Source organism: Pseudomonas sp. P4_B4 (assembly GCF_056402255.1).
In genome coordinates, this window is sequence record NZ_JBFUHS010000025.1 from 1 (window position 1) to 12,191 (window position 12,191).

At 62.3% G+C, this 12,191-nt stretch carries 10 protein-coding genes; 7 read left to right on the plus strand and 3 right to left on the minus strand.

Features of this window, described 5'->3' with window-relative positions; genetic code table 11:
• Positions 1-49: 49 nt before the first annotated feature.
• Positions 50-1,408, minus strand: coding sequence for a glutamine synthetase family protein (locus tag AC1DVE_RS23010; RefSeq protein ID WP_007974329.1), 1,359 nt, complete (start codon positions 1,406-1,408; stop codon positions 50-52).
• Between the two features lie 162 nt (positions 1,409-1,570).
• On the opposite strand from AC1DVE_RS23010, the gene AC1DVE_RS23015 reads away from it, so the two are divergent.
• Positions 1,571-2,503 carry a helix-turn-helix domain-containing protein gene (locus AC1DVE_RS23015; protein WP_223533664.1) on the plus strand — a complete coding sequence of 311 codons (933 nt, stop codon included), beginning with the start codon at positions 1,571-1,573 and terminating at the stop codon, positions 2,501-2,503.
• Here the strand turns inward: AC1DVE_RS23015 and AC1DVE_RS23020 are convergent.
• Both AC1DVE_RS23020 and AC1DVE_RS23025 read right to left on the minus strand, forming a co-directional pair.
• Positions 2,500-3,096: a helix-turn-helix domain-containing protein gene (locus AC1DVE_RS23020; RefSeq protein ID WP_223461193.1), complete on the minus strand. Its 597-nt coding sequence runs from the start codon at positions 3,094-3,096 to the stop codon at positions 2,500-2,502. The two genes, AC1DVE_RS23015 and AC1DVE_RS23020, sit on opposite strands and share 4 nt — an antisense overlap.
• A gap of 174 nt (positions 3,097-3,270) precedes the next feature.
• On the minus strand, positions 3,271-5,232 hold the full coding sequence (locus tag AC1DVE_RS23025) for an oxidoreductase (protein WP_223461195.1): 1,962 nt from the start codon (positions 5,230-5,232) through the stop codon (positions 3,271-3,273).
• Between the two features lie 216 nt (positions 5,233-5,448).
• Here AC1DVE_RS23025 and AC1DVE_RS23030 point away from each other — a divergent pair, with 216 nt between their 5' ends.
• The 6 genes from AC1DVE_RS23030 (at position 5,449) to AC1DVE_RS23055 (ending at position 12,111) form a co-directional block, all read left to right on the plus strand.
• Positions 5,449-6,498, plus strand: coding sequence for an ABC transporter substrate-binding protein (locus AC1DVE_RS23030; RefSeq protein WP_223533665.1), 1,050 nt, complete (start codon positions 5,449-5,451; stop codon positions 6,496-6,498).
• A 75-nt stretch (positions 6,499-6,573) separates the two neighbouring features.
• Complete coding sequence (locus tag AC1DVE_RS23035) at positions 6,574-7,362, plus strand: class II aldolase/adducin family protein (RefSeq protein ID WP_223543153.1); 789 nt, start codon at positions 6,574-6,576, stop codon at positions 7,360-7,362.
• Positions 7,363-7,623: 261 nt separating this feature from the next.
• The gene (locus tag AC1DVE_RS23040) at positions 7,624-8,271 is read left to right on the plus strand and encodes a TetR family transcriptional regulator C-terminal domain-containing protein (protein WP_110659255.1); all 648 of its coding nucleotides are present in this window, start codon (positions 7,624-7,626) and stop codon (positions 8,269-8,271) included.
• A gap of 92 nt (positions 8,272-8,363) precedes the next feature.
• Positions 8,364-9,080 carry a response regulator gene (locus tag AC1DVE_RS23045; RefSeq protein ID WP_223461201.1) on the plus strand — a complete coding sequence of 239 codons (717 nt, stop codon included), beginning with the start codon at positions 8,364-8,366 and terminating at the stop codon, positions 9,078-9,080.
• A 5-nt stretch (positions 9,081-9,085) separates the two neighbouring features.
• Positions 9,086-9,859, plus strand: coding sequence for a substrate-binding periplasmic protein (locus AC1DVE_RS23050; RefSeq protein ID WP_223461203.1), 774 nt, complete (start codon positions 9,086-9,088; stop codon positions 9,857-9,859).
• Positions 9,856-12,111 carry an ATP-binding protein gene (locus AC1DVE_RS23055; RefSeq protein WP_223461205.1) on the plus strand — a complete coding sequence of 752 codons (2,256 nt, stop codon included), beginning with the start codon at positions 9,856-9,858 and terminating at the stop codon, positions 12,109-12,111. The genes AC1DVE_RS23050 and AC1DVE_RS23055 overlap by 4 nt, the downstream gene beginning before the upstream one ends.
• Positions 12,112-12,191 lie beyond the last annotated feature (80 nt).

Below are 12,191 nucleotides of genomic sequence, written 5' to 3' on the forward strand. Positions count from 1 at the left end.
GCAAGCCCGCTCCCACAGGGGATATGTGATCCCTTGGGGAGCGAGGTTTTTAGACGCTCAGCATCAGGAACTCACGCTCCCACGAACTGATCACCCGTTTGAAGTTCTCGTGCTCGGCGCGTTTGACCGCGACATAGCCCCGCACGAACTTGCTGCCCAGGTAGCGGCTGATGGTGTCGCACTCTTCCATCTGGGTCAGGGCGTCCTCGATGGTGATCGGCAGGCGCAGATTGCGACGCTCATAGGCGCGGCCCTGTACCGCAGCGCTCGGCTCGATGCGCTCGACCATGCCCAGGTAACCGCACAACAGGCTGGCAGCGATGGCCAGGTACGGGTTGGCGTCGGCGCCCGGCAGACGGTTCTCGACGCGCATGGCGTCGGGGCTTGAGGTCGGCACGCGCAGGCCGACGGTGCGGTTTTCTTCGCCCCATTCGACGTTCACCGGTGCCGAGGTGTCCGGCAGGAAGCGGCGGAACGAGTTGACGTTCGGGGCGAACATCGGCAGCACTTTCGGGATGTACTTCTGCAGGCCCCCAATGTGGTGCAGGAACAGCTCGCTCATGTTGCCATCGGCATCGGCAAAGATCGGCTGGCCGGTGGCGATGTCCACCACGCTCTGGTGAATGTGCATGGCGCTGCCAGGCTCGTCGCCGACCGGTTTGGCCATGAAGGTTGCCGCCACATTGTGCTTGAGCGCCGCTTCACGCATGGTGCGCTTGAACACAGTGATCTGGTCGGCCAGGTCCAGGGCGTTGCCATGACGGAAGTTGATTTCCATCTGCGCCGGGCCGTCTTCGTGGATCAGCGTGTCGAGGTCCAGACCTTGCAGTTCGCACCAGTCGTAGACGTCTTCGAACAGCGGATCGAATTCGTTGGCCGCGTCGATGGAGAACGACTGACGACCGCTTTCGGCACGGCCCGAACGGCCCATCGGCGCCTTGAGCGGCAAGTCCGGGTCTTCGCAGCGCTGGGTCAGGTAGAACTCCATTTCCGGCGCGACAATCGGCCGCCAGCCCTTGTCGGTGTACAACTGCAGGACTTTCTTCAGCACGTTGCGCGGCGACAGTTCGATCGGGTTGCCGAACTTGTCGAACGTGTCGTGGATCACGATGGCGGTCGGCTCGATGGCCCATGGCACCACGTAGACGGCGTCGGCGTCCGGCTTGCAGACCATGTCGATATCGGCCGGGTCGAGCAGGTCGTAGTAGATGTCGTCGTCGACAAAGTCCCCGGTTACCGTTTGCAGAAGGACACTTTCCGGCAGGCGCATGCCTCGCTCATGCAGGAACTTGTTGGTCGGTGCAATTTTGCCGCGTGCAATGCCGGTCAGATCGCTGACGACGCACTCGACTTCGGTAATCTTGTGATCTTTCAGCCAAGTGAACAGCTGATCGAAAGGGACATTCATAAAGACCTCGTTATTGGTTTTATTAACGCCAGGAGAGACCGGTTTCATCCGCCGGACACTTCCCCTGTAGCGCGTTGACGACTATCTTGTGCGAGCCTTGCGGTTCCATCTATCCACTTTAAGCAGCACGAAGCGCACCAAAAGAGTGCGTAAGGTCGCCCCATGACAGGTTCCAATTCCCTCCAGGTCCAAGCGTTCAACACCGCCGATGTCGCCGAGCAAATCCGCGCCACGCCGGGCTGGGTCCAGCAATACCAGCAGATGTCGCCGGGGCATTTCGCAGGGCTGGTGCGTTATCTGGATCTGCAGGGCGTGGAGATTTACGAAGAGTCGATGAACACCCGGGTCGAGCAGAATTTCAGCGCGCCCCAGGGCTCGTTGTCGTTCTGTTTCGATCGTGGCGACAACGCGCTGTACGTGTTGAATGGCGAGAGCCGCAACATCTGGATCACCCCGGAGAACTACCAGGAAATCGCCGTGGTGTTCGGGCCGGAGTTTGTAAAGCGCCACAGCCTCGACATCGCCAGGCTCGAAGGGTTGTTCATGGCGCCGCTGAACTCCCAGCAGAACGCGCTGTTCTGCCGTTGGCTCAGCGGGACCTTGACGCGGCTGTCGCAGACCTTCGATCCACCGAGCCGCGAAGCGCTGACCCAACAGTTGCTGGAAGATTGCCTGTTCATCCTCGACAACGCCTGTGTCGGCCTCGACCAGAGTGCGTTGCAGCGCCGGGCCGGGGAGCGGGCGATCATGAAGCGGGTAGGGGAATGGGCGGCGGACACGCCGGAAGAACACCTCAACCTGCTGGAGTTGTCCCAGGTTGCCGGGGTTTCACTGCGCCAGTTGCAGCATGCGTTCAAGACCTACACGGGCATGTCGCCGACCCAATGGCTGCGCCTGCGCCGACTCAATAGCGCCCGCCGCGAACTGCTGAGCCGCACGCCCACGCAAACCACCGTGGCTGAAGTCGCCATGCATTGGTCGTTCTGGCATCTGGGGCGGTTTTCCAGCAGCTACCGCGCGCTGTTCAACGAGCTGCCGAGTGACACCCTCAAGCGTGCGAGTGTCACGCCGTCCCCAGGTCGCAGCCGACGTTAGAACGTCGGCGGCGTAATCACCCAGATCACCACCGCATCGACATCGCCGGGGTTGCCGTAGCGGTGCGGTTCCTGGCTGGAAAAGCTGAAGCTGTCGCCTTCATTGAGCTGGAAATGGCGCTCGCCGACCCACAACTCGAAACTCCCCGAGAGCAAGTAGCCGGCTTCTTCACCGTCGTGGCTGTAGCTTTGCTGGCTGTAGGTGCCGGGCGGGAAACGCGAGTGGAGCATTTCCAGTTGGTGGTTGGCTTGCGGCGTCAGCAACTGGTCGACGATGCCGTCTTCGTAATGCACGTTCAGGCGGCTGTTCTTGCGCACCACGACGCCATCGTCTTCGGGCGCGGTGACCGCTTCACTGGCGAAGAACCACTGGATGGTGACGCCGAGGCTGCGGGCAATGTTGAACAGCGCCGGAATCGACGGGTAGGCGAGGTTGCGTTCCAGCTGGCTGATGTAGCCGGCGGTGAGTTCGCTCTGTTGCGCCAGTTCCGCCAGGGTCATGCCCCGGCGCTTGCGCAGGCCGCGAATGCGCGTGCCGAGAAAATGCGGTTCGGCGCTGCCTGATGCGGGCGGGGTCTTGCTGTTGTTGCTCATGGAAAATTCCGAACCGGGGGCTGAGCCAAAGACCACAATCCCTGTGGGAGCGGGCTTGCTCGCGAAAGCGGTTAATCATTCAACATCAATGGCGATTGATCCACCGCGTTCGCGAGCAAGCCCGCTCCCACAGGAGGTTACGCGGACCGTAAAAGCCCCGGAGTATAAACAGCCTTAAAGCTCCCACGCGACTTTCAGGCCTTCATAAATCGCTTCTTCGGCGGTACGCGGCGCCAGGCAGTCGCCGATGCGGCGAAACTCCACCAGCCCTTGCAGTTCGGCGCCCAGGGTATCCACCGGTTGATGGCCCTGACACAGCACCAAGGTGTCGATGTTCTCCATCAGTATCGGTTCGCCACTGGCGGTGTGCTGCAAGTACACCGTGTTGTCATCGCAGCCATACAGCCGCGCGTACGGTGTGATCGGCACGCCCAGCTTGTGCAGCTCGCCGGCCAGTTGATCGCGCACGTACAGCGGCAGGTTTTCTCCGCAATGGGTGCCGTTGACCGCCAATTGCACCTGGTGCCCGGCACGGACCAGACGTTCGGCGATGCCGGGGCCGATCCAGTCGCAGCGCCAGTCGACCACCACCACCGAACGGCCGATCCGTACTTCATCGCGCAGCACTTGCCAGGCGTCCACCACCTGCAATTCACCGCCGCGCTCGAAGGGTGGCCAGTAGGGTTCGGCACCGGTAGCGACGATCACCATGTCCGGTTTTTCCTGCTCCACCAGTGCCCGGTCGACTCGGGTATTGCGCACCACGCGCACGCCGGCCAACTCCATTTCCCGCTGCAGGTTGGTGCTGGCACCGCCGAACTCGCTGCGCCGAGGCAGCAGTTGCGCGAGCAACACCTGACCGCCCAGTTGCGAACTGGCTTCGTACAGCGTCACCTCATGGCCACGTTGGGCCGCGACGGTGGCGGCTTTCATCCCGGCCGGACCACCGCCGGCGATCATGATGCGTTTGCGCTGTGGCGCTTGTCGGCGTTCGCCGAAGATCAGTTCGCGCCCGGTTTCCGGGTGCTGGATGCAGGAAATCGGCAAGCCTTTGTGGAAGTGGCCGATGCAGGCCTGGTTGCAGGCAATGCACGCCCGCACGTCTTCGACGCGGCCGGTGTCGGTCTTGTTGGGCATTTGCGGATCGCAGATCAGCGCGCGGGTCATGCCGCACACATCGGCCTGGCCGCGAGCCAGAATCAGCTCGGCTTCCTGGGGCTGGTTGATGCGCCCGGTGACAAACAACGGAATGTTCAGACTGGCCTTGAACGTCCCGGCTTCCCTGGCCAGGTACGCCGCTTCGATCGCCATGGGCGGCACGATATGCACCGCGCCACCCAGGGATGCCGAAGTGCCGGCGACGATGTGCACGTAATCAAGCTGCGCTTGCAGTGACTGCACGGCGGCCAGGGATTCGTCCTCGGTCAGGCCTTCAGGGTCGCGCTCGTCGGCAGAGATGCGCAGGCCGATGATGAACTGCTCGTCGGTCGCCGCACGCACGGCTTTGATGACTTCGCGTAGAAAACGCAAACGCTGTTCCAGCTCACCGTTGTAGCCATCGGTACGCCGGTTGACCCGCGGGTTGATGAACTGCGCTGGCAGGTAACCGTGGCTGGCCACGACCTCGACGCCGTCGATGCCTGCCTGATGCAGACGGCGGGCGGCAGCGGCATAACCGGCGACGATCTCGTCGATCATGGCCTGGTCCAGCGCACGGGGCATCACCCGGAAGCGTTCGTTGGGCACCGACGAGGCGGAGTAGGCCACCGCCAGCAGGCCATCGCTGGACTCCATGATCTCCCGCCCCGGATGGAACACCTGGGACAACACCACGGTGCCGTGGGCGTGGCAGGTTTGCGCCAGTTTGCGGTAGCCCTCGATGCACGCATCGTCGGTGGCCATCAGCACGTGGGAGGTGTAGCGCGCACTGTCATGCACGCCGGCCACTTGCAGCACGATCAGCCCGGCACCGCCTTCGGCACGCGCCCGGTGATAGGCGATCAATTGTTCATTGACCAGGTTGTCGGTGGGCATCGAGGTGTCGTGCCCGCTGGACATGATGCGGTTCTTCAGGCGCTTGCCACGGATCTCCAGGGGTTCGAACAGGTGCGCGAAGGCGGGTGTCGAGGTCGGCATGGGGCGGGTACTCCTGACAGGCTGAAGCCGAAAGGCCGGGTTTCGGCGTTGTTATTATTTGCCTATAGAAATTTACCATCAGTAAAAAATCAACTTGTTTTTTTACTGTGTCTTACAGTAGTTTCGTCTCGAGCCCGCTCCTGGGCCAAACCTCACAACAATAAAAAAGGGCCGCATCGGCATCTGTCCGGGTGGCACCTGCAAGAGGAACCACTGATGAAATCGCACATGCTCAAGCACGGTTTTTATCCCTTGGTGTTGTCCGTGGCCATGGGCCTGGGCAGCGCCCAGGCAGCATCGGACATGGTGGTGGTCGGATACGGCGGAGCCGGACAAAAAGCCCAGGACGTGGCGTTCTTTCAACCCTTCGCCGCCGTGGATCAAAGCAAGGTGATCCAGAGCGAATACAACGGCGAAATGGCCAGGATCAAAGTGATGGTCGACACCGGCAACGTCGACTGGGACGTGGTGCAGATCGAAGGACCGGACCTGATGCGCGGCTGCGAAGAAGGCATGTACGAGCGCCTGGACTGGGCCCGCCTGGGGCACGCCGACCAGTTGATCCCCGAAGCGGCGCAGGAATGCGGGTCTGCGGCGTTGGTGTGGAGCGTGGCGATTGCCTATGACACCGACAAACTGGCCCAAGCGCCGACCTCTTGGGCAGACTTTTGGGACGTGAAGAAAACCCCCGGCAAGCGTGGGCTGCGTAAACGCGCGGTGTACAACCTGGAGTTCGCCTTGCTGGCGGACGGGGTGAAAACCGAAGACGTCTACAAGGTACTCGGCACCCCGCAGGGTGTGGACCGGGCATTCGCCAAACTCACTGAACTCAAGCCTTACATCCAGTGGTGGGAGGCGGGCGCACAACCGCCGCAATGGCTGACCGCCGGCGATGTGGTGATGACCTCGACCTACAGCGGACGCATCGCCGACGCCGCGCAGAAAGGCAGCCACCTCGGCCTGGTCTGGCCCGGCAGCCTGTACGGCATGGATTACTGGGCGATCATCAAAGGCTCCCGGCACGTGGATCAGGCCACGCGCTTTATCGCCTTCGCCAACCAGCCGGACGCCCAGATCAACTACGTGCAGCAGATTCCCTACGGCCCGACCAACACCCAGGCCGCCGCACGGCTGGACGACAAACTGGCGCAATGGGTGCCCACGGCGCCGCAGAACCTCAAGGACGCGCTGTCGATGAACGTCGGTTTCTGGGTCGATCATGGCGAAGAGCTCGAAGAGCGCTTCAACGCCTGGGCCAGCAAATAAACGCGGACGGCTGGACGTGTCCAAGCGTCCAGCCTTACTGTCTGCCCCAGCCGATCAGCCTGGAGAACCACAACCATGAACAACATCGCCAGCCACCTGGCCCCTGAACGCAGCGCCACCGAGCAGCGCCTGCGTGAGGAACTGGCGGCCTGTTACCGCTTGATTGCGCACTTTCGCATGACCGATCTGATCTTCACCCACATCTCGGTACGCATTCCGGGGCTGGAGCATCACTTTCTGATCAACCCTTACGGGTTGATGTTCGATGAAATCACTGCGTCCAACCTGGTCAAGATCGACCTCGATGGCCACGCCGTGGAGCCGTCGCCGTACCCGGTGAATCCGGCCGGTTTCGTGATCCACAGCGCCATTCATGGCGCCCGTGAAGATGCGCAATGCGTGCTGCACACCCATACCAAATCCGGCTGTGCGGTGGCGGCGTTGAAGTGCGGGCTGTTGCCGGTGAACCAGATTTCCATGGAGTTTTATGGCCGTGTTGCCTACCACGACTACGAGGGCGTGGCGCTGGACCTGAGCGAGCAACAACGCTTGGTGGCGGACCTGGGCGACAAATCGGTACTGATGCTGCGCAACCATGGTTTGCTCACCGTTGGCGAGACCGTGAGCCAGGCATTCCTGCGCATGTACTACCTGGAAAAAGCCTGTGAAATCCAGTTGGCCGCCCAAGCCGCCGGTGAAGTTGTGCTGCCGTCGCACGAGGTCTGCGCGCATACCGAGCGGCAGTTCAATGATCCGGGGCGACCGTTGGAGGATGGGGAGCTGAGTGATCCCGATGCCATGCAACTGGCCTGGGCGGCGTTGTTGAGAATGCTGGATCGAGTGGCGCCGGGGTATCGGGACTGATCCGGGTTCTGTGTTGTTTGAGCTGGCCCCTTCGCGAGCAAGCCCGCTCCCACAGGGGGAGGTAGGTGTACGCAAAATCTGTGACCAACAAAAAAACCTGTGGGAGTGGCGGTGCGACGATTCGACTTGCCCGCGAAGCAGGCACCACGGTCTACCAGACTGGCAACTGACTGGAGAAATGGCCCGCTCTTGCTGTACAGTCGTTCAGCCCGCCGCTAACCCGCGCGGGCTTAAACGATTAAACCAAGGAGCGTGTCGCCCATGAACCAGGAAGCCCGTTTTTCCCGCATGGAACCGGAGTTGCGCAAAGCCAACCTGATCGAGGCGACGCTGGTGTGCCTCAAGCGTCACGGCTTCCAGGGCGCGTCGATCCGCAAGATATCCGCCGAGGCCGGAGTCTCGGTGGGGCTGATCAGCCATCACTATTCCGGCAAGGATGAACTGGTGGCCGAGGCCTACATGGCGATCACTGGGCGGGTCATGACCCTGCTGCGCGACGCGATGGAGCAAGCCGCGCCGAATGCCCGGGAGCGCTTGTCGGCGTTTTTCCGCGGCTCGTTTTCCGCCGAGCTGCTCGATCCGCAACTGATCGATGCGTGGCTGGCGTTCTGGGGCGCGGTGAAAACCGCCGAGGCCATCAACCAGGCCCACGATCATTCCTATGGCGAGTATCGCGGCATCCTGCGCAAGGTGCTGGCGGAACTGGCCCGGGAGGAAGGCTGGGAAAACTTCGACGCCGACCTTGCCGCCATCAGCCTCAGCGCCTTGCTCGACGGCTTGTGGCTGGAGTCCGGGCTGAACCCCGGCACCTTCACCCCGGAGCAGGGCATCCAGATTTGCGAGGCCTGGGTCGATGGTTTGCAGGCCGGCGGACGCCAGCGCTTCTGCGTGCAGACGAGCGACTGTTGATCAGTCGTTCAGCAATCGATACTCTCTGGCGCCGATGCAGGAAAACACTCTAATAAGAAACTGGCCTCAGGGCCTATGCCGGACACCAAGCGATGACTCCTCGGGTATTGATCGTCGATGACGATCCGCTGATTCGCGATCTGCTGCACGCCTACCTGTCCCAGGAAGGCTACGACGTCCATTGCGCCGCCACGGCGGAACTGGCGGAAACCTTCCTCGCCAGCCAGAGCGTCGACCTGGTGATGCTCGACATCCGCCTGCCGGGCAAGGACGGCCTGACCCTGACCCGCGAACTGCGGGTGCGTTCGGAAGTCGGGATCATCCTGATCACCGGGCGCTTTGATGAGATCGACCGTATTGTCGGCCTCGAATGCGGCGCCGATGACTACGTGATCAAACCCCTCAATCCAAGGGAACTGGTGTCCCGGGCGAAAAACCTGATTCGCCGGGTACGACATGCGCAAACGCCAGCGCCGGCCGTCGCGGCGGCCAAGCCGGTCAAGCAGTTCGCCGACTGGGCGCTGGACACCGATCGCCGTCGTCTGATCGACCCGTCCGGCAGCGAAACCCTGCTGACCCACGGCGAATACCAATTGCTCAGCGTGTTCCTGCGCAACAGCGGCCACACCCTCAGCCGCGATCAGTTGATGGACCAGATCCGCAACCGCGAATGGGTGCCCAACGACCGCTCCATCGACGTGCTGGTCGGGCGCCTGCGCCGCAAGTTGCACGACGATCCGGCCGAACCCCAATTGATCATCACCATTCACGGCGCCGGTTACCTGTTCACCGCCAGCGTGGCGGCCTGAAGCTGATGGCGCGATGGCTTTGCCTGCTGGCGGTGCTGGTGGCCGGCCATGCCGTCGCGGCGGACAAGGTTCGCTATTGCGATTACCCGGTGTATCCGCCGATCTCCTGGAGCGATGGCAAACAAGTGCGCGGCCTGGCACCGAACGTGGTTAAAAACCTGTTCGGCCAGTTGGGTTACGAGGTCGAGATGGTTGTGCTGGGCAACTGGAAACGCTGCCTGCTGGACGCCGCTGAAGGCCGGGTCGATGTGGTGCTGGCCTACAGCACCGCGCAACGGGAGCAGAGCATGCTGTTCTCGACGGTGCCGGTCTTGCGTGAAGAAGTGGCATTGTTCATCAACCGCCAGCATCCGGTGAAATTCGATCAACTGGACGACTTGGCCCATTACCGTGGCGGCCTGTTGTTTGGCGAGAGTTACGGCGTGGAGTTCGATCGCATGGTCGCGCGCAACAACAATATCGAATGGGTTTCCGACAGCCACCAGAACTTCGGCAAGCTGATTCGCGGGCGCATCGATTTCATCACCCAGGAGCGGCGCACCGGCCAGTTGTATGTGGAAAACCTGCCCGGCGGCCAGGACATCGTTGCCTTGCCCAAAGCCTTGAGCGTGGATTATCTGCGGGTTGCGGTGTCGCGGCGCTCGCCCTTGGCCGCTCGCATGCCCGAGATCAATGCGCAGTTGCAGCGCATGGTCGATGCCGGAGACATCGAGCGCTGGCTCAACGAAAGCGAAGTGACCTACCGCGACATGATCAACCTGCCGGCGGATGCGCAATGATTCGCGCCCGTCCCGGTGGACTGTTGCGGCGCCTGTTGCTGTTCATCCTGTTGTTCAGCCTGTGCTTCACCGTGCTGGCCAGCAGCGTGCAACTGTACATCGAGTATCGACGGGAAATGCGCGACATCGATTCGCGCATGGAGCTGATCCGCGCTGGCTACCTGGCCAGCCTGGAACGCAGCCTCTGGGACTTGAACCAGGAACAGTTGAACGTGCAGTTGCGCGGGCTGGTGGACTTCTCCGACGTCGCGCGGGTGCACTTGAGCAGCGCCGATTTCGACCTGGTACAGGGTAATCCGCACCCCACGGGACCGCTGCGCATCGAGCGCTTTGCCCTGGACTATCAGCCACCGTCCGGCCTGTTGCGCCACCTTGGCGAGCTGGAAGTGAGCACGGATCTGGGGGCGGTGTACCAGCGTCTCTATGCCACCGGTTTGACCAGCCTGCTGTGGATGGCGGTGTTCCTCTGCGGTCTGGCCGTTGCCTTGTCGGGGCTGTTTTATCGGCTGGTGACCCGGCACCTGAAAGTCATGGCCGAGTTTGCCCGGCGCATCGCGGCCGGTGAATGGCATGAGCCCCTGCACCTGGACAAGCGTCGCGGCAGTGACGAAATCGACACCGTGGCCCATGCGCTGGACGATATGCGTCGGGCGATCCTGCGGGACATCGAACGCCGGGAAACCGATCGCCTGGCCCTGCAGGACAACCGTGACGAATTGCTGAAAATGGTCGAGCGCCGCACCGCCAGCCTGATGCGCGCCAAAGATGAGGCGGAAGCGGCCAACCTTGCCAAGTCGCGGTTTCTGGCGACCATGAGCCACGAACTGCGCACGCCCCTCAATGGCATTCTCGGCATGGCCGAATTGTTGCGCGGCGCGCGCCTGGATGCCCAGGACGGCAAACGCCTGGATGCCTTGCACAAGGCCGGCGAAGGCTTGCTGACGATCCTCAACGAAGTGCTGTATTTCGCCAAGCTGGAGGAGGGCGTCAGCCATCCCGAACCGGTAGATTTCTCGTTGCGCCAGTTGCTCGACGAGGTGCTGACACTGTTGGAACCGCGAGCGCTGAACAACGACACGATCCTCAGTTGCCGCATCGATCAGCGGGTTGCCGAGCATCACCACGGCGCCGAGCAGTTCCTGCGTCAGGTGCTGAGCAACCTGCTGGCCAACGCGATCAAGTTCACCGAAGGCGGCGAAGTCAGCGTCGAGGTGGCGCTGCTCAGCGAAACCGGAGAACAGACCGGGCAGCGCCTGCGGGTCAGTGTCACGGACGACGGCATCGGCATTGCCCCGGCGATGCAGGCGAAGATTTTCGAGCGGTTCACCCAGGCCAGCGAAGAAGTCGCGCAACGTTTTGGTGGCACGGGGTTGGGGTTGGCGATCTGCAAACATCTGGTGGAGCAGATGGGCGGCTGCATCGGCGTGGACAGTGAAGAGGGGCGCGGAAGTTGCTTCTGGTTCGAGCTGTCCTTGCAGCCGGCCAGTGCTGTGGTTGAAGTCGCGCCGGTTCGCGCGGCGGGGCCGGCACTGAACATCCTGGTGGTCGAAGACGTTGAACTCAATCGCGAAGTGGCCAAAGGATTGCTGCAACGGGACGGCCACCGGGTGTGGCTGGCCGAAGAAGCGGATCAGGCGCTGCAACACTGCGCGGCGCAGGTGTTCGACCTGATGCTGCTGGACGTGCATCTGCCGGGCATCAGCGGTGTCGAGCTGTGCCGGCAGATCCGCCACAGCGACGGGCCGAACCGCCATACGCGCATTTTCGCCCTGACCGCCAGCGTGCAACCGGCACTGTTGCGCGGTTATCTGGAGGCCGGGATGGACGGTGTCCTGGCCAAGCCCTTGAAGCTGGAAAACCTGCGCCAGGTGCTGGAAGGGCATGCGCCTGTGGCCGAGTCGCTGCCGAGCGATGAGGCAATGGACTGGCCGCTGTTGCAGACCCATCGCAGCCTGCTCGGCGCGCAAAAGGTCCAGGGCCTGCTGGCGGTGCTACGTGACTCGATCCTGCAACACCGTGACGCGCTGCATGAAGCCATGGACGCCGACGACTGCACAGAGGTCGCGCAACTGGCTCACCGCCTGGCCGGTAGCTGCGATTCCCTGGGTTTTCGGGCCTTGGCCAGCACCTTGAGGGCGCTGGAGACCTTGGCGCTGGCAAACGATGAGTCGGCGATCCAGCGCATGAGCCCCGCGCTCGATGAGCAATTGCAGCACTCACTCGACACCCTCGAAGGCCTGTTGCAGAGCTGACGTACAAGTTTGTTACGACTTTGTACAACTTCGATCTTTACGGTCAACGCGAACTTACATGGCTTTCCAATAATCGACGC